This window comes from Sphaerisporangium sp. NPDC051017 (assembly GCF_040683095.1).
Classification (GTDB): Bacteria; Actinomycetota; Actinomycetes; order Streptosporangiales; family Streptosporangiaceae; genus Sphaerisporangium.
The window spans coordinates 26,242-49,660 of sequence record NZ_JBFBCI010000031.1 but is presented as its reverse complement, the minus strand read 5'-3'; the positions used below and the strand labels follow the sequence as shown (position 1 = coordinate 49,660).

18 protein-coding genes and 1 pseudogene are annotated in these 23,419 nt (G+C 70.5%); 8 read left to right on the top strand and 11 right to left on the bottom strand.

Annotated features, from left to right (window positions below; all coding sequences use genetic code 11):
- Positions 1-21: 21 nt before the first annotated feature.
- The 3 genes from AB0M95_RS23715 to fbaA form a co-directional block, all read right to left on the bottom strand.
- On the bottom strand, positions 22-1,251 hold the full coding sequence (locus tag AB0M95_RS23715) for a class I SAM-dependent methyltransferase (protein WP_363768370.1): 1,230 nt from the start codon (positions 1,249-1,251) through the stop codon (positions 22-24).
- Between the two features lie 52 nt (positions 1,252-1,303).
- Positions 1,304-2,956, bottom strand: a complete 1,653-nt coding sequence (locus tag AB0M95_RS23710; protein WP_363768367.1) for an asparagine synthase C-terminal domain-containing protein — start codon at positions 2,954-2,956, stop codon at positions 1,304-1,306.
- 168 nt (positions 2,957-3,124) lie between these two features.
- The gene (gene fbaA / locus AB0M95_RS23705) at positions 3,125-4,147 is read right to left on the bottom strand and encodes a class II fructose-bisphosphate aldolase (protein ID WP_363768364.1); all 1,023 of its coding nucleotides are present in this window, start codon (positions 4,145-4,147) and stop codon (positions 3,125-3,127) included.
- Positions 4,148-4,388: 241 nt separating this feature from the next.
- On the opposite strand from fbaA, the gene AB0M95_RS23700 reads away from it, so the two are divergent.
- Positions 4,389-5,123: a VTT domain-containing protein gene (locus tag AB0M95_RS23700; protein WP_358518377.1), complete on the top strand. Its 735-nt coding sequence runs from the start codon at positions 4,389-4,391 to the stop codon at positions 5,121-5,123.
- A gap of 128 nt (positions 5,124-5,251) precedes the next feature.
- Complete coding sequence (locus AB0M95_RS23695) at positions 5,252-5,572, top strand: hypothetical protein (protein WP_363768361.1); 321 nt, start codon at positions 5,252-5,254, stop codon at positions 5,570-5,572.
- 110 nt (positions 5,573-5,682) lie between these two features.
- Here the strand turns inward: AB0M95_RS23695 and AB0M95_RS23690 are convergent.
- Positions 5,683-5,844, bottom strand: a pseudogene (locus AB0M95_RS23690) (transposase); the annotation flags it as partial.
- A 113-nt stretch (positions 5,845-5,957) separates the two neighbouring features.
- Between AB0M95_RS23690 and AB0M95_RS23685 the strand changes: the two are divergent.
- Positions 5,958-7,223 (top strand): transposase, encoded by a 1,266-nt coding sequence (locus AB0M95_RS23685; protein WP_363768358.1) that lies wholly within the window; start codon positions 5,958-5,960, stop codon positions 7,221-7,223.
- Positions 7,224-7,415: 192 nt separating this feature from the next.
- Here AB0M95_RS23685 and pyrE read toward each other — a convergent pair whose 3' ends face one another.
- Positions 7,416-7,952 (bottom strand): orotate phosphoribosyltransferase, encoded by a 537-nt coding sequence (gene pyrE, locus AB0M95_RS23680; protein ID WP_363768355.1) that lies wholly within the window; start codon positions 7,950-7,952, stop codon positions 7,416-7,418.
- Positions 7,953-8,186: 234 nt separating this feature from the next.
- On the opposite strand from pyrE, the gene AB0M95_RS23675 reads away from it, so the two are divergent.
- Both AB0M95_RS23675 and AB0M95_RS23670 read left to right on the top strand, forming a co-directional pair.
- Positions 8,187-10,865, top strand: a complete 2,679-nt coding sequence (locus AB0M95_RS23675) for an NYN domain-containing protein (protein WP_363768352.1) — start codon at positions 8,187-8,189, stop codon at positions 10,863-10,865.
- Between the two features lie 223 nt (positions 10,866-11,088).
- On the top strand, positions 11,089-11,352 hold the full coding sequence (locus AB0M95_RS23670; RefSeq protein ID WP_363768349.1) for a hypothetical protein: 264 nt from the start codon (positions 11,089-11,091) through the stop codon (positions 11,350-11,352).
- A gap of 86 nt (positions 11,353-11,438) precedes the next feature.
- Here AB0M95_RS23670 and AB0M95_RS23665 read toward each other — a convergent pair whose 3' ends face one another.
- Complete coding sequence (locus AB0M95_RS23665; protein WP_363768346.1) at positions 11,439-11,960, bottom strand: phospholipase; 522 nt, start codon at positions 11,958-11,960, stop codon at positions 11,439-11,441.
- Positions 11,961-12,477: 517 nt separating this feature from the next.
- Here AB0M95_RS23665 and AB0M95_RS23660 point away from each other — a divergent pair.
- Both AB0M95_RS23660 and AB0M95_RS23655 read left to right on the top strand, forming a co-directional pair.
- Positions 12,478-13,128 carry a DUF433 domain-containing protein gene (locus tag AB0M95_RS23660; RefSeq protein WP_363768343.1) on the top strand — a complete coding sequence of 217 codons (651 nt, stop codon included), beginning with the start codon at positions 12,478-12,480 and terminating at the stop codon, positions 13,126-13,128.
- Entirely contained in the window at positions 13,109-13,558 is a 450-nt protein-coding gene (locus AB0M95_RS23655) for a hypothetical protein (protein ID WP_363768340.1), read from the top strand. The genes AB0M95_RS23660 and AB0M95_RS23655 overlap by 20 nt, the downstream gene beginning before the upstream one ends.
- A gap of 24 nt (positions 13,559-13,582) precedes the next feature.
- Here AB0M95_RS23655 and AB0M95_RS23650 read toward each other — a convergent pair whose 3' ends face one another.
- The 3 genes from AB0M95_RS23650 to AB0M95_RS23640 all read right to left on the bottom strand — a co-directional run bounded on the left by AB0M95_RS23650 (position 13,583) and on the right by AB0M95_RS23640 (position 18,864).
- Positions 13,583-13,873: a hypothetical protein gene (locus tag AB0M95_RS23650; RefSeq protein WP_363768337.1), complete on the bottom strand. Its 291-nt coding sequence runs from the start codon at positions 13,871-13,873 to the stop codon at positions 13,583-13,585.
- Positions 13,874-14,071: 198 nt separating this feature from the next.
- A complete protein-coding gene (locus AB0M95_RS23645; protein WP_363768334.1) occupies positions 14,072-14,698 on the bottom strand; it encodes a response regulator in 627 nt (208 codons plus the stop codon).
- Complete coding sequence (locus tag AB0M95_RS23640; RefSeq protein ID WP_358518337.1) at positions 14,698-18,864, bottom strand: HAMP domain-containing protein; 4,167 nt, start codon at positions 18,862-18,864, stop codon at positions 14,698-14,700. Before AB0M95_RS23640 ends, AB0M95_RS23645 begins: the two co-directional genes overlap by 1 nt.
- A 329-nt stretch (positions 18,865-19,193) precedes the next feature.
- Here AB0M95_RS23640 and AB0M95_RS23635 point away from each other — a divergent pair, with 329 nt between their 5' ends.
- Positions 19,194-20,570 (top strand): SpoIIE family protein phosphatase, encoded by a 1,377-nt coding sequence (locus tag AB0M95_RS23635; protein ID WP_363768331.1) that lies wholly within the window; start codon positions 19,194-19,196, stop codon positions 20,568-20,570.
- An 84-nt stretch (positions 20,571-20,654) separates the two neighbouring features.
- On the opposite strand, the gene AB0M95_RS23630 is transcribed toward AB0M95_RS23635, so the two are convergent.
- Both AB0M95_RS23630 and AB0M95_RS23625 read right to left on the bottom strand, forming a co-directional pair.
- Entirely contained in the window at positions 20,655-22,424 is a 1,770-nt protein-coding gene (locus AB0M95_RS23630) for a prolyl oligopeptidase family serine peptidase (protein ID WP_363768328.1), read from the bottom strand.
- 116 nt (positions 22,425-22,540) lie between these two features.
- Entirely contained in the window at positions 22,541-23,389 is an 849-nt protein-coding gene (locus AB0M95_RS23625) for a putative RNA methyltransferase (RefSeq protein WP_363768325.1), read from the bottom strand.
- Positions 23,390-23,419 lie beyond the last annotated feature (30 nt).

Genomic DNA, 23,419 nt, shown 5'->3' with positions numbered 1-23,419 from the left:
CGGTCACCTGGGCGCCCCATGTCATGCCCGGTTCCGCCTGAGGACCATCGCCCCCTTCTCCGCGGGGTGGGCCGACCCGGTCAGCTCGGGGAACTCCCTGAGCCACCGGTCGGCGGCCTCCCGTTCGGCGGGCCGGTCGGCGTCGTCCAGGACGAACCACGCGTCGGGCGCGCAGCGCGGCAGCAGGACGGGCAGCGCCGGGTAGCGGGCCATCGGCGCGGTCGCCCCGGGAGGCCCGTCCACGAAGACCAGCCCGATGCCGGTCAGGTCGTCCAGCGCCCGGGTGTCGTACCAGGGGATCGTCTCGCCGCCGTCGGCCGTCCAGGAGGTCAGCGGCGCGTGGCGGACCTCCACGACGTCCTGGAGGCCGTGGGCGAGGACCAGGTCCCGGGAGGACTCGGCGAACCGCTCGTCGTGCTCCAGCGCGATCACGCGCCCGCCGCCGAACCGCTGGGCGGCGTACCCGAGCCAGACGGTGGACGCGCCGCTGCCGCACTCGACCACGATCTCGGCGGGGTCGGCGGCGATCCGCTCCACCAGCAGGCGAAGGACGTCCGGCGATGCCGCCCACCCCCGCAGCCGGGGCATCGGGGCGCGCGGCTGGAGCAGGGCGCGGATGTCGATCAGCGCCTCGAGCTGCGCGTAGTTCTGCCGCACGGCCCCCGACAGCTCGGACTGCCCGTCGCGGACCGTCCCGCCGAGCACGTCCAGCCGCTCGCCGATCTCCCGGACCGTCTGGGCGACGCCGCCGCCGGTGGTCTCGTCGTGGACGAGCCCGCGCAGCTCGCGCAGGTCGGCGGCGTTGCTCCGCACGAGGGCGCGGATCTCGGACATCGACTCCGACAGCTCGGCCAGGCGGTCGGCCTGCGTGGTGAGCGTCATGCGGTCCTCGCCGAGGGCCGCGAGAACCGGGCCGGACTGGCTGCGGGAGGCGTCCACCAGGCGGCCGGTGAGCCCGTCCAGGGTGGTGGTGAGCTGGGTGAGGGTGTGCTCGGCCCGTACCAGTGCGGCGTCCTGGCGCTTGGTCCTGTTGTCGATGCGCAGCGCCTTGCCGTCGGTCCTGCGGACGCTCGCGACGATCGCGGCGGCCGCGGCGAGCACGAGCAGCGAGGCGGCGAGCTGGACCGCCGTGACGGGGTCCACGTCTCCGGTGACGGAGAGCACCACCAGCACCACCACCGCGAGGCCTGCGAAGGCGGCGCTGCCGATCAGCAGGAGGCGGGGGGATAGTGACCTCGTCGTCCTCGTCATCCGGGTTCCTGGCCTTTCTTTCTCTGCGCTGAAGAGAAACGGGGGGTGTCGCTCAGGTGAGCGGGCTCCAGCGGAGGCGTGAGCCGTACTCCGTACGCCAGCGGGCGAGCATGCTGGCCCACTGCAGGACGTAGAGCGGCCCTGACCAGCGGGTCTGCCGCGCGCGGAGCTCGGGGTCGGTCAGGGTGGCCAGCATCCGGGGGCCGAGCAGCGAGCGTACGTCCTCGCTGGCCGCGATGCTCGCGGCGAGGGCCGACAGCGCGGCCGGGCTCGTCTTGCGCTGGGGGCCGGGTGCGGGCTTCTCGCCCGGGTCGTTGGTCGAGGGCAGCGCGGCCACGCGCGGCGCGCCGTACCGCAGCATCGCCAGGAAGTAGGCGTGGTCGCGGCGCGCGGACAGCGGAACGCTCATGGCGGCCGTGATCACGTCCGGGTCGGCGAACGGGAGCCAGATCTCCGCCTCCGGGCCGAGCAGCCAGGTGGGAGAGGTGTAGATCCCCCGGTAGCGGGTGTGCAGCCGGGCGAGGACGGGCGAGGCGTGGTGCCCGTCGAAAGGGCGCATCACCCGGTGGAACGCCGACAGGCCCAGCTCGGCGATCGCGTCGCCGACCCCGGGCGCCCAGACCTCGGGCTGGCGGGGGAAGTGCGTCGACAGCGCCCTCCACGTGATCTCCCGCGCCTCGTCGCGGCTCGGCGCCTCGGACGCCTCGGCATGGTCGCCGCGGGTGCGGAACAGGCCGTCCCCGAGGCAGCCGTCGATCAGTGGCGCGCGCAGGCGGTGCACCGCGCGGGCGTACGGCATGGCCCACGTGTGGTGCAGGGTCTGGTACTGCGTGCGCAGCCACACCTCGCGGTGCTCGTGCAGCCACGCCTCCGGCCCCGGCCTGACCACGTGGTGCGGCACGCCGAGCGTCGCCGCGACGGTCCGCGCGTGGGGGATGTCGAGGTCGAGCCCGTCGTCGGTGCTGGTGGTCCAGGCCTCGATCTGGGCGGTGGGCCGGCGCACGGCGAGCGCGGCGAGCAGGCGGGAGTCCCATCCGCCGCTGAGGCCGATCGCCACGGGACCGGCGCGGTGCGGGATCCGGTCCGCGATCAGCTCGACGACGTCCTCGGGCGCGGGGGGTTTGCCCGGGTCGGCGGCGAGCCAGCCCGGCTCGAACCGCTCCACCCGCACCCCGCCGGGGACGTCCGGCCCGGCGCGCCAGGCGGTCGCGGGCTCCATGTGGCGGATCTGCGCGAACGGCGTCTCGTCCCCGAGTGGGGTCATCATGACCAGCAGGTTCGCCCAGGCCGACCAGTCGATGGTGAGAGGACGGTCGTCCAGGCGCGTCAGCGGGTCGATGCGGGTGGAGAAGTACAGGGCGTCGCCGACGCGGCGGACGTTCACCTCGTGCAGGCCGAGGGCGTCGGTGTGGAGGACGGCGCCGCCGGGTTCGAGGACCAGGCCGGCGGCGAGGCGGCGCTCGGCGGCCTCCCGCCAGGAGCGCGGCTGCGGGACGGAACCGGCCGCGGGCCACCACAGGTAGCCGGAGAGCGGCCCCCGCGACCAGTTCTCCGGCTCGCCGGTCGACCACAGGGTGGCCAGTGGGGAGCGGTGCACCTCGTCGAGCCCTCGCGGGGAGGCCGACACCAGCCGCTCCGCTATGCGCGCATCCCACTTTCCGATGGCACCGCAGACATATGGACGCGCTCGGTAGGAGATGGACATTTAGCTGATGGTAACGAGGTATTCGCTCCCGAAGTCCCGTGACCATCAGTTTTTACGGGCATTCCCAGATAATTCACATAGGGGGCGGGCGGTGGCCCGCCCCCTCGTACGTCCGTACCGCCGGCAGGCGTCCGGGCGCAGGTGATCAGCCCAGGCTCAGGCTCAGGCTCAGGCGAGCCTGTTGCCGGCGGACAGCAGGTCCTGACAGGCCTGTGTGACGCGCGCCGCCATGCCGGCCTCGGCCGACTTGCCCCACGAACGCGGGTCGTAGTCCTTCTTGTTGCCCACGTCGCCGTCGACCTTCAGAACGCTGTCGTACTTGCGGAACATGTGGTCCGCGACCGGGCGGGTGTAGGCGTACTGCGTGTCGGTGTCGATGTTCATCTTCACCACACCGTAGGAGATCGACTCGCGGATCTCCTCCAGCGAGGAGCCCGACCCGCCGTGGAACACCAGGTGGAACGGCTTCTCGGTGCCGTACTTGGCGCCGACCGCCTCCTGGATCTCGCGCAGCACCTCCGGGCGCAGCTTCACGTGGCCCGGCTTGTACACGCCGTGCACGTTGCCGAACGTCGCGGCCAGCAGGTAGCTGCCACGCTCGCCGAGACCCAGCGCCTCCGCGGTGGCGAGCGCGTCCTCCGGCGTGCTGTACAGCTTCTCGTTCATCTCGCCGACGATGCCGTCCTCCTCACCGCCGACGACGCCGATCTCGACCTCCAGCACGACCTGCGCCGCCGCGGCCTTCTCCAGCAGTTCGCGGGCGATCTGCAGGTTCTCGTCCAGCGGGCACGCCGAACCGTCCCACATGTGGGACTGGAACAGCGGGTCCTTGCCCTCGGCCACGCGGCGCTGCGAGATCTCCAGCAGCGGGCGGACGAAGCCGTCGAGCTTGTCCTTCGGGCAGTGGTCGGTGTGCAGGGCGATGTTCACCGGGTACTTGTCGGCCACCACGCGGGCGAACTCCGCGAAGGCCACCGAGCCGGTCACCATGTCCTTGACCGTGGGACCGGACAGGTACTCGGCGCCACCCGTCGACACCTGGATGATGCCGTCGCTCTCGGCTTCGGCGAAACCGCGCAACGCGGCGTTCAGCGTCTGCGAGGACGTCACGTTGATCGCCGGGTATGCGAAACCATTGGCCTTGGCCCGGTCGAGCATTTCGGCGTAGACCTCTGGGGTCGCGATGGGCATCGGAAGTCAACTCCCTAGACGGAACGTAAACGTATGGGTGACGGGGGCTGGATCCCCGGGGCAAGTATTGCGAAGGAGTGGCGGGCGAGGAAGAAGGGGTCCAGCATGTGTCCGGCGCCGGAGCGGGCGCTCCCGCCGGGTCATCCCCTCATGGCCCGTTTTGGATGGAATTTGGATGGACTACGACTGGTCCTACCCACTGGCACGTGCACCCCGTCCCTCGGCGGTAGTCTCATCCGTGATGGACCTCACTAACCTTCTCGACGCCCAATGGTGGATCGTCACCTTCGGGCTCATCGGCATTCTCGCGATCATCTTCGCCGAGACGGGGCTGCTGATCGGCTTCTTCCTCCCTGGTGATTCGCTGCTGGTCGTGGCGGGCATGGGAGCCTCCGCGGCCGTCGCGTCCTCCGTGGGTCTCGACGCGCCGTTCCCGCTGCCCGTTCTGCTCGTGTGCGCCCCGCTGTGCGCGATCGTGGGCGCGCAGCTCGGTCACTACATCGGCGCGAAGACCGGCCCGAGGCTGTTCGCCCGGCCCGACTCGCGGCTCTTCAAGCAAGAGTACGTGGAGAAGGCCGAGCAATATTTCCAGAAGTTCGGCCCCGCGCGCGCCGTGGTGCTGGCGCGGTTCATCCCGATCGTCCGCACGTTCCTCAACCCGGTCGCCGGCATGCTCGGCATGCGCCCCACCACGTTCCTGGCGTGGAACGTCATCGGCGGCGTGCTGTGGACCGAGTCGATGCTGCTCATCGGCTACTTCGCGGGCAGCGCCATTCCCAACGTCGACCGCTACATCCTGCCGGGCGCGGCGCTGATCATCGTGCTGTCGGTCATCCCGATCGTCCGCGAGGTGCTCAAGAGCCGCAAGGAGGCCAAGCAGGCCAAGGCGCACGGGGCCGCCGCCGAGCCGCGCGGGCGGCACCACCGTGACGAGAGCGGCCAGTGGGACGCCGGGGACCCGACCTCCTCGCGTTGACCATCACCCCTGGTGGGCGGGGTGCAGAAGTCGATCAGAAGCCGGTCGAAGGAGTCCTGGCGACCGCCCGGTGAGCGTCCTGCTCGCGGGTTACCCTCCGAAGTGTGGGACGCCACCGGTCTGACCCCATGGGCATCGCCCGTCTGCTGCTCGTGGGCGTCGCGATCCTCGCCCTGCTGGCGTTGGTCGCCGTCGGCGTCATCGCCCTGACCGGCGCGCTGAGCTCCGACGGGGCGGACGACGCCCCCGCTCCCGCCGTGACCGCCGAACCCGTACCCTCCGGCACGTCCCCGCCGCCGGTGGAGACCTCCGCCGCCGAGATCCCCACCTTGTACGTCGCATGCCAGGCCGACCGCTGCCCGCTCTTCGTACGGGTCAGCGGCGGCGACATCGTGGAGGACCGCGATCTCGGCCGGGGCCAGCAGGCGTTCTACCGGTTTCGTCCGTAGTGCTCCGGCCTTCAGGCCAGGGGTGAAGCGGACCGTCCCGCGTAGCGGGGCAAGAACAGCCGATTCGCCGCCGGGCGAACCGGCGTCCACCCCGATCAGACCGGTCGTTTCTACTGCTCGATGTATTGCTTGAGCACGGCCGGCGGGGCCCCGCCAACCGACCCGGCGAAGTAGGAGCCGGACCAGAAATGATCACCCTGCAGGTACTTGCGGACGTGGGCGCCGAACTCCTTGCGCAGCATCCGAGCCGAAACCCCCTTCAACGAGTTAATACTTCGCGACGAACACCAAATGGGCGTGGAGACCGTGCACGACATGCCGCCCGCTGCGCACATCCGGGTCCGGTTTCCATCCCGGTAACGCAACGAAACGATACGATCACGGTGTGGAGAAGGTAAAGCAGACGCGGGCGCATGTCGCCCGCCTGGAGATGAGCACGGCCCAGGCGGCCGTGCTGGACGGCCAGGCGCACACCGCCCGCGCGCTGTGGAACCTGCTCCACGAGTACGCCACCTTCCGGCAGGGCCGGTTGGCGACCTTGAAGGACTGCGACGAGGCGATCCGGGTGGCTCGTCGTGCGATCGACTGGATGGGCCGGCTGCCCGCCCAGGCCGCCCAAGCCGTGCTGAAGACCTACCGGCAGGCATGGGCGAACTTCTTCGACCCTGATCACCCCGCGGGACGCCCGAGGTTCAAGGCCCGGTTGCGATCCCGGATGGCCGTGGATGTGCCCCAGGCTCGCGACCTGCAGATCAAGCGGGTCAACCGGCGGTGGGGTGCGGTCAGCCTGCCCAAGGCCGGGCGGGTGCGGTTCCGGTGGACCAAGGACCTGCCCGGCGTCACCAAGGGCGGCCCGGCCGGGCGGATCACCGGAGCCCGGCTGGTCAAACAAGCCGGCGGCTGGCACATCGTGTTCCGGACCGAACGCCAGGTGCCTGCCCCGGTCCGCCACTCCGGCCCGCAGGTCGGGATTGACCGGGGAATCAACGTCGCCTTGGCGTGGTCGGACGGTACCACGCGTGAGCACGGGCCCTGGCTCAGCGGCGGCGAGAAGGAACACCTGCGCCGCCTGGAGAAGAAGTCCGCCCGCCGGCGCGCCGCCCGTACCCCCAGGCAGCGGACCTCTCATCGGCTGACCCGCACCTATGACCAGATGGCCAGGCTCCGCGCGACAGCCAAGCGCCGAGCCGTGGACTGGCAGCACAAGACCACCACCGAACTCGCCGGCACCTTCGGCGTGGTCGTGGTGGAGGATCTGAAGATCACGAACATGGTCCGCTCCGCCAAGGGCACCGTCGAGCGACCCGGCCGGAACGTGAGGCAGAAGGCGGGGCTGAACCGTGCCATGAGCGGCGAGGCGTGGGGCCGTACGGTCGCCCTGCTGGAGTACAAGACCCGTGATCGCGGCGGGCTGGTGGTGAAGGTCCCCGCCCCGGGCACCTCGCAGACCTGCCACCGGTGCGGGCACCGCGATGCGGCCTCCCGTGACGGCGCCCGGTTCTCCTGCGCCGACCCCGGATGCGGGTGGACCGGGCATGCCGACACCAACGCCGCGATCAACATTCGCAACGCCGCAGGGACTGTGGTGTCAGGACGTGGAGACCTCGGGGCTGCCCGGTCTGTGAAGCGTCAACCCCCGCGCGCCGCTTGACCGCGACGCGACGGGAGAATCTCCGGCCTTCAGGCCGGGGAGGAGTTCAATCCCAGCCGTCGCTCGATGCTCGCCGACGCCTCCACGGTGTACGTCGAGGTGAACGGCGAGCCGCGCTCCCCGGGCAAGCCAGGGGAGCGCCAGAGCTTCACCGCCCGCCGCCACGCCGGCTAGCCGTCCCCGCGATCGCGGTCAGCTCAGGCCGAGGTCGTCGAGCGTGTACGCGGTGCGGTACGTCAGGCCCGTCTCCTCGATTGCGGACGCCGCGCCGCGGTCCACGATCGTGGCCACGCCGACGATCTCGGCCCCGGCCTCGCGCAGCGCCTCCACCGCGGTGAGCACCGACCCGCCGGTCGTCGAGGTGTCCTCCACGGCCAGCACCCGGCGGCCCGTGACGTCCGGGCCCTCGATCCTGCGCTGGAGCCCGTGTGCCTTGCCCGCCTTGCGTACGACGAAGGCGTCGAGGGCGCGGCCTCGCGCGGCGGCGGCGTGCAGCATGGCCGTGGCGACGGGGTCGGCCCCGAGGGTGAGGCCGCCCACCGCGTCATAGCCGAGGTCCTCGGTGAGGTCCAGCATGACCCGGCCGACCAGGGGCGCGGCGGTGCCGTCCAGGGTGATCCGGCGCAGGTCCACGTACCAGTCGGCCTCCCGGCCCGAGCTGAGCACGACCCGGCCGTGCACCACTCCCTTTTTCTTGATCTCGTCCAGTAGTTTCGCGCGGTCATTCATGGTGGCCAGCCTAGAGACCCCTTCGGAGTGCCTCGGCGGGGCCACTCGTTTATCACCCCAGGCCGGTAATAGAAGGCAAACTGGTACGGTCTGCGGGAACCCTCCTAGATATGGGCATGCGCGGGCCGAATCGCCGGGATTCACCCTCGCGCGATCAGTGCCTTCATTACCCTGAGATAGGGCCGGGCTTCGGCTGCCACCGGACCTGGGCCATGTACGAAAGGGCGGTGTCGCGTGGATCGCTGCGCGCTGTTCGTGGACGCTGGCTATCTGCTGGCGGACGGCGCGATGGCCGTGCATGGGACCCGCCATCGCGAGGCCGTCGCCTGGGACTACCCCGGCCTGCTGCAACTTCTCTCCACGCTGTCGCGCGAGCGCACCGACCTCCCGCTGCTGCGGTGCTACTGGTACGAGGCCACCGTCGAGGGCCGGCGCACGCCCGAGCACGACGCGCTCGCCGACATCCCCGGCCTCAAGCTGCGCCTCGCCCGCATCCGGCCCGGCCGCCGCGAAGGCGTGGACGCGCAGGTCCACCGCGACCTGATGACGCTCGCCCGTAACAACGCCATCTGCGACGCCGTGGTGGTCAGCGGTGACGAGGACCTCGCCCAGGTCGTCAGCGACGCGCAGGACCTCGGCATCCGCGTCACCGTGATCCACATCGCGGCCGAGGGCGGGTGGGCGGTCTCGCGCACGCTCCAGCAGGAGTGCGACGACCTCATCGAGATCGGCAGCGGCCACCTGCGGCCGTACGTCAACCTCGTCACGGGCAACGTCGCCGCCGGGCCCGACAGCGGCCCTTCCAACGGGCTCCACCTGCCCCAGCCGGTCGGCAACGGCCGCGCCCGCGAGTCCTCGCCGTCGTACAACGGACGGCCCCCCGCCTCCACCGGCTCCTTCGCCGCCGTCTCCGGGCTCTCGTCCACGCCGCCCGCCCAGCCCCAGTCGTCCCACGGCCTGTCCGCGTCCCCACCCCAGGGGTCCGGGCCCTCGCCGGCCCGCTCCTCGCAGGGCTCCCGCGGCGCCGGTTCGCACGACGCCGGTATGTCCCAGGTGGGCTCCCCGCAGTCCTCCTCCGACCCGGGCGGCCTGTCGTCGGGGCCGTCCGGCTCGCACGACCCGAACGCGCTCGGCTCCGGCTCGCTGGGCACGGGCGGGGTCGGCTCGACGTCCCTCGGCTCGACGTCCCTCGGGTCCACGTCCCTCGGACCCGCCTCCCACGGCCCGCCCACCACCGGCGAACAGATGAGCGCGCAGGGCTCCGGCCTGCTCGGCTCCTCGCCGGGAGCGCACGGCGGCCCGGACTCGGAGACGACCGCCCCGCACAGCAGCGGGTACACGAGCCCGCCCGAGGGCACGGGGTCGCACGGCGCGGGGGGCACGGGGTCCTACGGCGCGGCTGCGGGCCGGCGCGGCGCCGGGCTCGGCGTTTCCCCCGGCGTCTCCCCCGGTACGGATGACGCGGGTGCGCGCGAGCCGGGCATGACGGGCTCCCACGGCGCGGGTTCGTACGGCCAGGGGAGGCCGGTCTCCCAGGACTCCGGGGGCCCCGGCATCGGCCCCCTCTACGGCCTGGGCTCCCAGGACGCCGGGGGCCCGAGCACCGGCCCTCTCTACGGCCCGCCCTCCCAGGACTCCGGGGACCCCAGCACTGGCCCCCTCTACGGGCCGGCCTCCCAGGACCACGGGCCTCTCTCCTCCGCCCGGGGCTCCCACGGCCCGCAGGCGGGTGGCACGCACGGCTCCTTCGGCGGCTCCCAGGCGTCCCAGGCGAGCGGTGGTGCGTACGGTCCGGGCGGCTCCCACGGCCTGGGCGCCGGCGCGCGTGAGGGCGCGGAGACGGGCGGCGGTCCCCACGGCCAGGCTTCGCATGGCCATGCTTCGCACGGCCAGGGTCCCCAGGGGCAGGGTGCGCAGGGCCAAGGTTCGCAGGCGCAGGGGTCGCAGGGTCATGGATCGCCGGGCCAGGGCGCGGGCGGCTCGCGAGGTCCCGCCGCGGGCGCGGACGCCGGTCCGTACGGCGCGTACGACGCCGCGCCTCCCGGGACGCTCACGGGCGCGATGCCCGCCATCGGCGCCTCCTACGGCCTGAGTCCCACCGGTCCCTCCTCGGGCACGGGGTCCCACGGCGGGAACTCCGCAGCCTCCGCGCCCGGCGCCGGATCACACGGGCAGGGCTCCGCCGGGTCGTCCTCGGCGGGCGGCTCCTACGCCGCCGGGTCGCCGGGCGGCGGGTCCTATGACGGGGGTTCCACCAGGTCGTCCTCCGGCGGCGGGTCCTATGGCGGGGGTTCCGCCGGGTCGTCCTCTGGTGGCGGGTCCTACGGTTCTGGTTCCTCCGGCTCCTCCCCGGGGTCGCGTGGGCTGAGCTCCGCCGGGCCCTCGTCCGGCACGGGGTCGCACGCCTCGCCCGGCCGCTCCTCCGGCCCGCCGCGCTCGTCCCAGCCCGCGCTACCGGCGCCCTATCAGGCCTCCTCGTCGGACTCCACGCCGCCCGGCTCCCCGCCGCAGGCGCCCCCGCTGGCCGCGCCGGTGCCCCCGCAGGGCTCCGCCCAGTACACCCTGGGCGGCTCCGGCGGTCCGCCGTCCTATCCCGGGCCCCAGCTCGGCCCGTACACCGGCCCGCAGCCCGCGCCCGTGCCCCCGCAGGCCGGCTCGCCCGGCACGACGACGCTCGCCGACGCGGTGAAGGCCGCCCACAAGGAGGGTCACGACTTCGGCGAGTCGGTCGCCAGGGACGCCCCGGCGCTCTGGCTGGAGGCCGTGCTCGCCCGCAAGCCCCGCATGCCCTCCGACCTGGAGGCGCGCCTGCTCCAGGGCTCGTCCCTGCCCATCGACTTCCTCCTGCACGACGAGGTCCGCCACGCCCTGCGCCGTGGGTTCTGGGACGCCCTGGAACGCGCCCGCCGCTGACCCCGCGCCGAACCTTGCCCGCCGCTGACCGCCGCGCTCACAGGACCTCGGTGACGCAGCGGCGGGTCAACGTCGCCGGCCCGTCGTGCGCGTTACGTTGGGGGCAAGAGATACCCGTCGTGATGGAGGTTCCGTGCCATACCGGGGACCGCTTCCGAGGCGAGCGATCGGCCGTTTGAACTCCTGTGTCCTGACGTTGCGCTCATCTCCTCGATGGGGCCGGTTGGTCAGCAGACACCTCACGGTCGTCACCTACACGGGACGCCGTTCGGGACGCACCTTCAGCACCCCCGTCGCCTTCCGGCGCGTGGCTGACACCGTCACGATCAGCGTCCAGTTCCCCGACGCCAAGAAGTGGTGGCGCAACTTCTTGGACGAGGGAGGACCGATCTCGTTGCATCTGGACGGGATCGACCGCACCGGGCACGCGGTCGCCACTCGCGACGAGGCGGGCCGCGTCACCGTCACCGTCCGCCTGGACGGCTGACAAATCCCCGGAGGAACAGGGCGGGGTGCCGAGCGGCGACTGTGCGACCGCTCGGCACCCTGGTCACCTGAGTTGCGTGGGGGCGATTACGCCCCGGCGTTCTGGGCGTTTCGTTCGGCGGTCTTGCGGACCTGGTCGATCTGGGCCTGGGTGACGGTCAGGGAGCCGAACTGCTTGACCGCCTGGTAGTACGTCCAGGCAAGCCCGTCGCAGGTGGACTTCGAGATGCCGGAATATCTGGCGCAGACCTGCTTCATGTCGAAATAGAACGCGTCGTCGATGTGGGACTTGTTGCTCGGGAACTGACCCACCGCCTTGTAGTTGCGGTAGCCGAAGTCGTGACGCCGGCACGGCATTCTGAAGTCGAAGCCGAGGGGCTGGTCGGGGCTGCTCGAACACAGGTCGGTCGACCAGTCGAAGTTGTAGTCGGCCCAGGCGCCCTGGTTCTGCCAGGCGGAGAGCCAGGCGGAGGAGCTGGACGCCGTGGGCTGGGTGAAAGTGGAAAGTGCGGCGAGTTTTTGCTCCAGCGTCACCGCGAATGCGGGTAGCGTTAATCCGAGTATTGCGGTGAGGGAGAGGGAGACCAGCGCGAGGGCTCGCTTGACCATGGGGCTCTGCCTTCGTCCGGGGGTAGGGCGCGCGACAGTTGTCCGCAATGCACAAGAATGAGCTGAAATATCCCCGCCCGCCGGAACAGACCTCCATCAAGATCCGAACCGATATTCACGAACAATCGCTCTTTACAGGATGACAAGCGCCTGTAAGGCTGGTGTTTTCCCGTGGACGGCAAGTCGGGCGCAGGCACGTCCCGGACGCGTCCCGATCTTCCCGCGATGAACGACCGATCACCGCGCAGGCCAACACAGGTCAGGAGAGCGGCCATCAGCGGCTTGGTGACCGACACGCTGTAACCGTCAACCGCACGGCCACGCCAGGGTCACCGGCAGCGCCTAGTGCGTCCTCTGGTTCGTCCTGTCCGCATACCTGGAACTGCCCGATATGGCCGCAGCAATGGCGTCACGGGGCTCACCTGCATGTCCGCGAACCACGAACATCGCCGGGATCTTTGCGATGATGGCTCCATAGCTCGGTCAGACGTTGAGCATGAGGAAGGAGGTGAAGAGAATGGCCTACAGTCCGACACTCGCCGCGGCGTTGTCGGGTGCCACGCTTCGCCAGCTCGCTCACTGGCGTAAGAGCGCAGGCCGGGGTGCCGTGCTCGTGCCCGAGATCTCTGATGTGCGGCCGATTCTCTACTCCTTCAGGGATGTCGTGGCACTCAGGACATGCGTGAAGTTGCGCAACGACACTTCTCTTCAGCGGATCCGGCGGGCTCTGGACACCCTCCGCGATGATCTACGAGAGCGCGACCATCTTTCGGCCTATCAGTTGGTGGCCGACGGTAGCAGCATCTACCTGGTGGAGCCCGACCAGGCGACCGACCTTGTGCATCGAAAGGCCAACCTCGTCATCCACGAAATGGTCGATGTGCTGCGCCCGTTCTACCGAGACGGCCGACACATTCCCGACCTGCTCCGGCCACGCGATCACGTGACCGTGGACCCGGCGATCCGGGGCGGGGTCCCGGTGATCGAAGGCACGCGGATTCCTTACGACGAGGTCGCGGCGCTGCTGCGCGATGGTGTCCCGGCCGAGCGGGTCAGCGACTTCTACCCGAATGTCACCGCCTCGGCCGCGATGGACGCGGCCGACTTCGCCGATTACGTCGACAGCTACGAACCGTCCAGGGAGCCACGTGCGGCTGCTGCTGGATGAGAACGTCCCCAAACCACTTCGTCAGGTGATCACCGCATTCGTCCTGAACCAGGAGATCGTTCACCTGCTAGACCTGCCAGGCTGGTCGGGAACACGCGACGAGAGCCTCTATCCACGTGCCGTGAACGAAGGATTTCAGGTGATCCTGACCAATGACGGCAAGCAGATGCAGCGCCCCCGGGAAGTCGCGGCCATCAAAGCGTCCGGTCTACACCGGATCGAGTACCCCCACAAGCATGCCGGCCTGGCGGGGATGGGGATCGCCATCGCGACGGTCGCCGCGGGACTTCCGGGGGCTCTGGCACTCCTGGAGGAGGCGGACGGCCAGCGGTTGATCACACTGCGGGGAGTCGACCCGACTCCGCGCAGCCGGATGCAAGTGATCGATCCGAAAATCGCCCCACCTAAGTTCTGGTTCACGTCCTTGTGAGAATGCTTCGTATGAGTGCGACGCTTATGTGTCGCTCTGGCGTTCAGCGCGCGTGAAGGTCAAGAACTCCTCCAATTCCTCATCGCTGCCGAAGATGTCCGGTGCCGCGAGGTCGGCGAGGGATTCGATGGGAAGGGCGCGCTCGGCTCTGACCAGCTCTTCTGGGGACGTCTTGGGCGTTCTTGTCCGAGAGATGACCGCCTCATTTGCCTTGGCAACCTCCGCCGCGAGGTCCGGGTCGGACAGGAGGCGGTCCAGGTGCTCGTTGCCGCGAACGAAGGTGTTCTTCGGCACGCTTATGGCCTCTTCTCGCATGACGTCTCCGTTGTCGTCGGCTGTTCAGGGATTGCGGCCTCTTGAGAAAGCATCTCGCAAAGGTAGGCGTTCAAGGACATGCCGTTGGCAGAGGCGCGGGACTTGAGGATCTCGACGACCTCATCTGGGACGTCCGGGACCAGCAGGGTGACAGGCACGTGCCGTTTCTAGCACATGCCTCCTGTGGAGTTGAGGTGGTCAGCTGAGGGCGTCGAAGCCGGCTCTGAGGTGGGTTACTCGGTTGGTGAGGTCGTTCAGGGGGGCGGTGAGGCTGGTGCTGCCGTTGGCGTGTTCGGTGAGGTCGCGGATGCGGGTGACCTCTTCTTCCACGGCGGCGAGGCGGCGGGACAGTTCGGGGAGGACCTCGGCGCCCATGCCGTCGGGCAGCTCGACGCTGAGGCGTTCGCGCAGCAGGGACGCCTGTTCGGCCAGGCGCCGGTTCATGTTGTGGAGCTCGACGAACACCGAGACCTTGGCGCGCAGGACCCACGGGTCGAACGGCTTGGTGAGGTAGTCGACGGCGCCCGCCGCGTAGCCGCGGAAGGCGTAGTCGGGGGCGCTGTCGACCACCGTGAGGAAGATGATCGGGATGTTGCGCGTGCGCTCGCGCCGCTTGATGTGCGCGGCGGTCTCGAAGCCATCCATTCCGGGCATGCGCACGTCGAGCAGGATCAACGCGAAGTCGATGCCGAGCAGTGCCTTGAGGGCCTCCTCGCCCGAACGCGCCCGCATGGCGGTCACGTCCAGGGAACTGAGGATCGCCTCCAGGGCGATGAGGTTCTCCTCCCGGTCGTCGACCAGCAGGATCTTCGCTCGATCCGGCATCAACCGCGCCCCTCCCTGCCCTCGCCGGAGGCCACCCGGCCGCGTGTGAGCCATCCCCGAAGGCGTTCGAGAAGCCGGTCGACGTCGACGGGCTTCGGCACGTAGTCGGAGGCGCCGGAGGCGATGCTCTTCTCCCGGTCGCCGCGCATCACCTTGGCGGTCAGCGCGATGATCGGCAGGTCGGCGAACTGCGGCATCCGGCGGATGGTGGACGTGGTCGCCCAGCCGTCCATCTCGGGCATCATGATGTCCATCAGGACGAGCGCGACGTCGTCGTTGCGTTCGAGCTGGTCGACGCCTTCCAGCCCGTTCTCGGCGTAGACGACGGTCGCGCCGTGGCGTTCCAGCACGCTGGTGAGCGCGAAGACATTGCGGATGTCGTCGTCCACGATGAGAATCTTCGCACCGTTCAGCGGGTCGTCGCCCTGCCATGCCTCGGGGTTGTGCGGGAGCGGCACTTCCTCGGCGATGGCCGGCAGCTCGGGCAGCACGTCGGAGGCGGTGAGCTCCAGCGCGGACCCCGGCGGGGTGTCCAGGACGGCCGCGCCGCCGTCGCCGTTGGCGAGGGGGCCGGAGTAGCTGATCGGCAGGTGCAGGGTGAACGTGCTGCCGCGCCCGGGCTCGCTCTTGGCGTGGATCTCGCCGCCGAGCAGGCGGGCGATTTCGCGGCATATCGACAGGCCGAGCCCGGTTCCGCCGTACTTGCGGCTGGTGGTGCCGTCGGCCTGGCGGAACTGCTCGAAGACGACGTCGAGCTTCTCGGGCGCGATGCCGATGCCGGTGTCGATCACGGAGAAGGACAGGATGTCGTCGCTGCCGCGCAGGGTCTCGTCGATGTAGGGGACGCCGGCGGCGCGGGTGACGTCCAGGCGGACCTCGCCCTTGGGGGTGAACTTGACCGCGTTGGACAGCAGGTTGCGCAGGACCTGCTGGAGGCGCTGCTCGTCGGTGCGCAGTTCCTCGGGCACGGACGGGTCGACCTCGACGGAGAACGACAGGCCCTTGTCCTGGGCGAGAGGGCTGAACGTGGCCTCGACGTACTCGACCAGCTTGGGCATGGAGATCTGCTGGGGGTGGATGTCCATGCGGCCGGCCTCGACCTTGGACAGGTCGAGGATGTCGTTGATCAGCTGGAGCAGCGCGGACCCGGCGCCGTGGATGGTCTTGGCGAACTCGACCTGCTGCGCGGTGAGGTTGCCCTCGCTGTTCTCGGTGAGCAGCTTGGCCAGCACGAGGAGGCTGTTGAGCGGGGTGCGCAGCTCGTGCGACATGTTGGCGAGGAACTCGGTCTTGTACCGGGACGACACGGCGAGCTGCTCGGCGCGTTCCTCCAGCGTGCGGCGGGCCTGTTCGATCTGGAAGTTCTGGATCTCGATGGCGCGGTTCTGCTTGGCGAGCAGCGCCGCCTTGTCCTCCAGTTCGGCGTTGGACCGGCGCAGTTCCTCCTGCTGGCGCTGCAGCTCGTCGGAGCGCTCGCGAAGCTCGGTGGTGAGCCGCTGGGACTCGGCGAGCAGGCCCTCGGTGCGGGAGTTGGCGATGATCGTGTTCATCGTGACGCCGATGGTCTCGACGAGCTGGTTGAGGAAGGCCAGGTGGACCTCTCCGAACCGGCTGAACGAGGCCAGCTCCATGACGCCGAGCACCTGGTCCTCGAAGATGACGGGCAGGACGACGATCTGGGCGGGCGTGGACTTGCTCAGCCCGGATTCGATCGTGAGGTACTCGGCCGGGACGTTGTCCAGGACGATGGGCCGTCCCTCGGCCGCCGCCTGGCCGACGATGCCCTGCCCGAACGCGAACCGCTCGCGCGGGCCGGTGCCCGAGCCCGGGCGCACGCCGTACCCGGCGATCAGCCGTAGCTCGGTGTCGCGCGGGCGGGAGACCATGTAGAACGCGCCGTGGTGGGCGGTCACGAGCGGGGTGAGCTCGCTCATGATCAGCTTGCCGACCTCCATGAGGTCGCGGTGGCCCTGCATGAGGCGGGAGACGCGGGCCAGGTTGCTCTTCAGCCAGTCCTGTTCCTGGTTGGCCTTGGTGGTGGCGACCAGGTTGGACACCATCGTGTTGATGTTGTCCTTCAGGTCGGCCAGCTCGCCCTGCGCCTCGACGCTGATCGAGCGGGTGAGGTCGCCTCGGGCGACGGCGCTGGTGACCTCGGCGATGGCGCGGACCTGGGTGGTCAGGTTGCCGGCCAGCTCGTTGACGCTCTCGGTGAGCTGCTTCCACGTGCCCTCGACGCCCTCGACCCGCGCCTGGCCGCCGAGGCGGCCTTCGGAGGCGACCTCGCGGGCGACGCGCGTGATCTCGGAGGCGAAGGAGGAGAGCTGGTCGACCATGCGGTTGATCGTGGTCTTCAGGACGAGGATCTCGCCCTGCGCGTCGACGTCGATCTTCCTGGACAGGTCGCCCTTGGCGACGAAGGTGGTGACCTCGGCGATCGCGCGGACCTGGTAGGTCAGGTTGCCGGCCAGTTCGTTGACGTTGTCGGTAAGGTCCTTCCAGACGCCCGAGACGCCGCGCACGCGGGCCTGGCCGCCGAGCTCGCCCATGGTGCCGACCTCGCGGGCGACGCGGGTGACCTCGTCGGCGAACATCGAGAGCTGGTCGACCATCGTGTTCACCGTGTCCTTGAGCTGCAGGATCTCGCCCTGCGCGTCCACGGTGATCTTCTTGGACAGGTTGCCCTGGACGACGGCGTTGGAGACGGCCGCGATCTGCCGGACCTGGGAGGTCAGGTTGTTGGCCATGAAGTTGACGTTGTCGGTGAGGTCCTTCCAGACGCCGGACACGCCGCGGACCTGCGCCTGGCCGCCGAGCTGGCCCTCCGAGCCGACCTCGCGGGCGACGCGGCTGACCTCGGAGGCGACCGACGAGAGCTGGTCGACCATGGTGTTGATCGTGGACTTCAGCTCCAGCATCTCGCCCTGGGCGTCCACGTCGATCTTCTTCGACAGGTCGCCACCGGCGACGGCCTTGGTGACCTGGGCGATGTTGCGGACCTGGTAGGTCAGGTTGTTCGCCATCGAGTTGACGTTGTCGGTGAGGTCCTTCCAGACGCCGGAAACGCCCTTCACGTCGGCGCGCCCGCCGAGCTGGCCCTCGGTGCCGACCTCGCGGGCGACGCGGGTGACCTCGTCGGCGAACATCGACAGCTGGTCGACCATCGTGTTGAGGGTCTCTTTGAGCTGCAGCATCTCGCCCTGGGCGTCCGCGGTGATCTTCTTGGAGAGATCGCCCTGGGCCACGGCGGTCGCGACGGTGGCGATGTTGCGCACCTGGCTCGTCAGGTTGCTCGCCATGACGTTGACGTTGTCGGTGAGGTCCTTCCAGACGCCCGAAACGCCCCGTACGCGGGCCTGGCCGCCCAGCTCGCCCTCGGTGCCGACCTCGCGGGCGACGCGGGTGACCTCCTCGGCGAAGGCCGAGAGCTGGTCGACCATGGTGTTGACGGTGTTCTTCAGCTCCAGCATCTCGCCGACGGCGTCGACGGTGACCTTGCGGCTGAGGTCGCCGCGCGCGACGGCGGTGGTGACGACGGCGATGTCGCGGACCTGGGCGGACACCCGGCTGGACATGGTGTTCACGGCTTCGGTGAGGTCGCGCCAGCTTCCCGACATGCCGCGCAGGTTGGCCCGGCCGCCGAGCCGGCCCTCGGACCCGACCTCGCGGGCGACGCGCGTGACCTCGGAGGTGAACAGGGAGAGCTGGTCGACCATGCCGTTGATGGCCTTGCCGAGCCGCCGGACCTCGCCGCGCGCGGTGCGTTCCATGTCGATGCGGCGGGAGAGATCGCCCTGGGCGACGGCGTCGAGGACGTCGGCGGCGCTGCTCACGGGGCCGACCAGCGCGTCGATCAGCGCGTTCACCGAGTCGACGCTCTCGGCCCAGGAGCCGACGCCGGGGCCGGAGGTCAGCCGCATACCGAAGCGGCCTTCCTTCACGACCTCCCTGCGGACGCGCAGCAGTTCGTTGGCGAGATGTTCACGGCGGTCGGCGACCTCGTTGACCAGCAGGCGGATCTCGCTGAGAATGCCGTGCGGGGCGTGGGGGACCCTGCGCCTGAAGTCACCGTCACGCCATGTGATCAGCGTCTCCAGCAACGGCCGTAGCTCGGACTCGGTGTAACACCGCTCCGAACCTGGCTCCGCAGTCGGGGTACCCTTCATGAAGCCTCCTTCACGCTGTTCGGGCGGGACTTCGGAGTAATGCCAGTCTGGCACGAAGGCGGCGCTGCGGTTGCCCAGACGATTGACCGCATGTAACGGCGAGGTGTGGTAAGCACAGTGTGATGACTGGTTCTTCCCGGGGTGTGCTGGCCGCTTCCTTCGCGGCCGGCGGTACGGCCCTACCCGCGGCGATACGGTTCACTCGCGAGGTCATGACCGCTTGGGCCGCTGCTCCGATCAGGTCTGCGGCCGAGCGGCTGACCGGAGAACTCGTGTCCGAGGTGCAAGATGTCCCATTTGAGATTGTATGGGAGCATCAGGGCGATTCTTTGCAGATCGAGGTCCGGCAGAAGGATCTCGACGAGCCCGTCGCTTCGGCTCCGTCCGCTCCGGTGAGCGTCTGGGGCGTCAGCTTCTCCGGGACTCTGCGCACCCGCTGGGCCCGGCTGCCCCTGCCCGGGAACGCCGAGACCGACGTCGTGGACGACTGGAACGGCGGGCACGCCTCCCACGACGACTGGACCGGCGGCGGAGCCTCGCAGGGCCCCGGCTGGCTGGGGTTCCTCGCCGACGCCAGCGATCTTCTCGCCGGCACCCTCGACCTCAACATGGTGCCCGCGCTGATCGCCCAGATCGTCGTCCCCCGGCTGGCCACCTGGTGCGCGGTCTACACGGCCGGGTCCAACGGCGAGCCGCACACGCCCGCCTACCTCTGGCACGCCGACGAGTCGCAGATCGACGCGCTGCGCGAGCAGCTCGACCACGCCGAGATCCCCGCGGTGGACAACCTCAGCCCGATGCCGATCCAGCTCGCCGACTGGCAGTCGCTGGCCTTCCCGCTGACCGCGCGCGGGCGCAGCCTCGGCATCATGTGCCTCGGGCGCGCCGGCCGCTTCCCCGACGACGTCGCCCAGCTCGCCGAGGACCTCGGGCGGCGCGCGGCGCTCGCGATGGACAACGCCCGGCTGTACGCCCAGCAGGCCGACGCCAACCGCGCCCTCCAGCGCAGCCTGCTGCCGCCCGGCACCCCCGCCGAGACCCCGGGCCTGGACTACTCCGTGGTGTACGAGCCCGCGGGCGAGACCAACGAGGTCGGCGGCGACTTCTACGACCTCTTCACCACCGGCGAGTCGTCCTGGCGGTTCGCGATCGGCGACGTCTGCGGCACGGGCCCCGAGGCCGCCGCGGTCACCGGCCTGGCCCGCCATACGCTGCGCCTGCTCGCCCGCGAGGGGTACGATGTCGCGGCCGTCATGTCCCGGCTGAACAGGGCGATCCTGGAGGAAGGGGAGCGCGCCCGCTTCCTCACCCTCCTGCACGGCGAGATCACCCGCACCGACGACGGGCTCGACCTCTCCCTGATCTCCGCCGGCCACCCCGAGGCCCTGCGGCTGCGGCCGAGCGGCGTCGTGGAGGCCGTCGTCACCTCGCAATCCCTGCTCGGCGTGTTCCCCGAGGTCGAGTTCGAGGCCGACCACGTCCACCTGGCGCCCGGAGACGTCCTCCTCGGCGTCACCGACGGCGTGACGGAACGCCGTTCGGGCGCCCGCCTGCTGGACGACGACGGCGGCCTCGCCAAGCTCCTGGCCGAATGCGTGGACCTGTCGGCGCGCGGCGTCGCCGAGCGCATCCGGCGCGCCGTGGAGGAGTTCGCCATCGAGCCCAGCGCGGACGACCTGGCGATCCTGGTCCTGCGCGCCGACTGAGGTCCGGCCCAGTTGGTCCGGCCCAGTTGGTCCGGATCGGACCAGGCGGACTGGACCGGGCCGGACCAGCCGGCCCGGCTCCGGCTACAGGCCGACGTTCTTGCGGGCGAAGTCGAGCTGGGCCGCCATCTGGCGGATGCGCTCCTCCACCACCAGCGAACCGTGGCCGGCGTTGTAGCGGTAGACCTCGAACTCGTGGCCGCGCTCGGTGAGCTTCTCCAGGTACTGCTCGATCTGCCTGATCGGCGAGCGCGGGTCGTTCTCGCCCGCGAGCACGAGCAGCGGCGCCTGGATGCCGTCCAGGTAGGACATCGGGGACGACGCCGCGTACAGGTCGGGCACCTCGCGCGGCGAGCCGCCGAACAGGGCGCGGTGGTAGGCGCGCAGGCCCTCGGTCTCGTCGTTGTAGGCGGCGGCGTGGTCGGCGATGGGCACGGCGGCGATCCCGGCCGCCCACCACTTGGGCTGGGTGCCGAGGCCGAGCAGCGTGAGGTAGCCGCCCCAGGACGCGCCCGCGAGCACGAGCCGCTCCGGGTCCACCAGGCGCGTGTTGAGCGCCCATTCGCGGATGGCCGCGACGTCCGACAGCTCGATGTGGCCGACGTCGCCGCGCAGCGCGTCCCGCCACGCCGAGCCGTACCCCGTCGAGCCCCGGTAGTTGACGCGCACGACCACGAAGCCCGCGTCGACCCAGGCGGCGACGTTCGGCAGGAAGGAGTCGTCGTCCTGCGCCGCCGGTCCGCCGTGCAGCAGGAACACGGCCGGGTAGGGCCCGGTGCCGCTCTCGGGCCGCGACACCAGGGCGTGGACGCGCCCGCCCGGGCCCTCGACGAAGACGTCCTCCAGCGGCACCGAGGGCGGCGCGGACGGGCCGGACTGGTTCATGACGACGTGGCCGTCGCTGGACCTGATCACCGGCGGGTGCGCGGCGCTCGACCAGGAGTACTCGACGTTGCCGTCGGGCCGGGGCATCGCGTCGTGGATGACGCCGTGCAGGGTCTTGATCGGCGTGAGGCCGCCGCCCCCGAGGTCGTAGCGGAACAGCTCGGTCCGCGCGCGGTTGTTGTGGCCGATCAGCACGGCGCGGCCGTCGTGGTACCAGTCGGCGGTGATCTCACCGGGCACGCGCAGCCAGATCTCGCGCTGCTCGCCGGTCATCGGGTCCCAGACCAGCGGTTCGCGGCGGCCGCGCCGCTCGTGCAGGGTGAGGATGCGCCGGTCGGTCGCGGTCGGGGCGAAGCGCACGCCGCTGAAGCCCTTGCCGCACCCGTCGTGCAGGTCGCCGACGACGTGGCCGTTCGGCCTGAGCACGCGCAGGGCGGGGTGGCGCGAGTCGCCGTGCTCGCTGTGGCTGACCGCGATCAGGGAGCCGTCCAGTGAAATGCCCGCCACCTGCGCGAACTCGCGCGACTCGTAGATGACGGCGGGACGTTCCTCGGACCCGACGCGGAAGTGCAGGATCTGGAAGCCGTGGCGGCTGCTGCGCCCGACGGCGGCGGTGCCCGTGGCCGACAGCGCGAGGCCGGTCGGGTGGCCGGGCGCGAGGTCGGGGTGGGCGGGGATCTCCGGGCCGCCGGTGAACGGCTGGCGCATCCAGATGCCGAACTCGTCGCCGTAGGTGTCGGAGAACCACCAGATCCACTGGCCGGTGGGGTCGATCGCGGCGTGGGAGGTGCCGCGCGGACGGCTGGTGACCTGCCTGGTGGCGCCGGTGGACCGGTCCCAGGCGTGGATCTCCCAGACACCGGAGATGTTGCAGCGGTACACGGCCCGGGACGGTGCCTGGCGTGCCCACATGGGCAGTGTCATACGTGCCGCGCGGAACCTGGCCTGCCAGCGTTCCTCGGCCTTCATGGGCGTGCCCCTCCCTCACGCTCTCCCGGACCGGGATCGGCGGGTTGCCGTTAAGTATGTCTCTTCTAAAGGGATGATGGCCTACAAAGTCGGGGAAATTCGTATTTCCGGTTGTTCTAGGCGATCTTACGGAACATGTAGATGTGGCATGACATTTCGACACTTGTCAAGGCGGGGAGACAGGAGACCTGCCGTTCCAAAGTGACGGGATCGACGTGCCACGCGCTCGGCCCCATTCCGGCCACCGTGGCCACGGCGCGGTGGTCCAGGGACATCCGCGCCTCCTCCACCAGATGCCCCGCCTCCATGAAATGCCCCCCGAGCGCCTCCCCGACCCGCCGGTCCTTGTCCTCGTCCACCGACAGCAGGCCCAGCGTCTCGACGAGCGGGGCCAGGTGCCGGGGCGTGGGGGTCACCACGACGAGCGTCCCGCCCGGACGCAGGACGCGGGCGAACTCGGGCGCGTTGCGCGGGGCGAAGACGTCGAGGACCACGTCGGCGCGGCCGTCCTTGACCGGCAGCGGCCGCCACACGTCCGCCACCACCGCGGCGATCCGCGGATGGGCCCGCGCAGCCCGCCTCAGTGCGTGCTTGGAGACGTCCAGGGCGATCCCCACATCCTCCGGGCGCAGAACCCGGCTCAGGTGGTACCCCGTGCCCGCTCCGGCGTCCAGGACGAGCGCGGGCCCGCCGCCGACGAGATCGCGGACGAGATCGTGGACGAGCGCGCGGAGCCGCTCGGCGAGGGGCGCGAAGTGGCCGGCGCCGAGGAACTCCTCCCGCGCGGCCACCATGGCCGGGGTGTCGGCCGTCCCGGGGACGCCCGAACCGGTCAGCAGGCTGACGTAGCCCTGCCGCGCGACGTCGAACGCGTGGCCGTCGACGCAGCGCACGACCCCGCCCGGCAGCGACAGGTCGCCGCGGCAGACGGGGCAGGCGAGGGAGTCGATCGCGTCGGCCAGCACGTCCCCATCATCCCGAACCCGGTGCTCGCC

Bases quoted from the DNA above. Each gene is read 5' to 3' on its own strand.
- AB0M95_RS23715 (WP_363768370.1), bottom strand. From the start codon at position 1,251: ATGACGAGGACGACGAGGTCACTATCCCCCCGCCTCCTGCTGATCGGC.
- AB0M95_RS23710 (WP_363768367.1), bottom strand. From the start codon at position 2,956: ATGTCCATCTCCTACCGAGCGCGTCCATATGTCTGCGGTGCCATCGGA.
- fbaA (WP_363768364.1), bottom strand. From the start codon at position 4,147: ATGCCCATCGCGACCCCAGAGGTCTACGCCGAAATGCTCGACCGGGCC.
- AB0M95_RS23700 (WP_358518377.1), top strand. From the start codon at position 4,389: ATGGACCTCACTAACCTTCTCGACGCCCAATGGTGGATCGTCACCTTC.
- AB0M95_RS23695 (WP_363768361.1), top strand. From the start codon at position 5,252: ATGGGCATCGCCCGTCTGCTGCTCGTGGGCGTCGCGATCCTCGCCCTG.
- pyrE (WP_363768355.1), bottom strand. From the start codon at position 7,952: ATGAATGACCGCGCGAAACTACTGGACGAGATCAAGAAAAAGGGAGTG.
- AB0M95_RS23665 (WP_363768346.1), bottom strand. From the start codon at position 11,960: ATGGTCAAGCGAGCCCTCGCGCTGGTCTCCCTCTCCCTCACCGCAATA.
- AB0M95_RS23660 (WP_363768343.1), top strand. From the start codon at position 12,478: ATGGCCTACAGTCCGACACTCGCCGCGGCGTTGTCGGGTGCCACGCTT.
- AB0M95_RS23650 (WP_363768337.1), bottom strand. From the start codon at position 13,873: ATGCGAGAAGAGGCCATAAGCGTGCCGAAGAACACCTTCGTTCGCGGC.
- AB0M95_RS23645 (WP_363768334.1), bottom strand. From the start codon at position 14,698: ATGCCGGATCGAGCGAAGATCCTGCTGGTCGACGACCGGGAGGAGAAC.
- AB0M95_RS23640 (WP_358518337.1), bottom strand. From the start codon at position 18,864: ATGAAGGGTACCCCGACTGCGGAGCCAGGTTCGGAGCGGTGTTACACC.
- AB0M95_RS23630 (WP_363768328.1), bottom strand. From the start codon at position 22,424: ATGAAGGCCGAGGAACGCTGGCAGGCCAGGTTCCGCGCGGCACGTATG.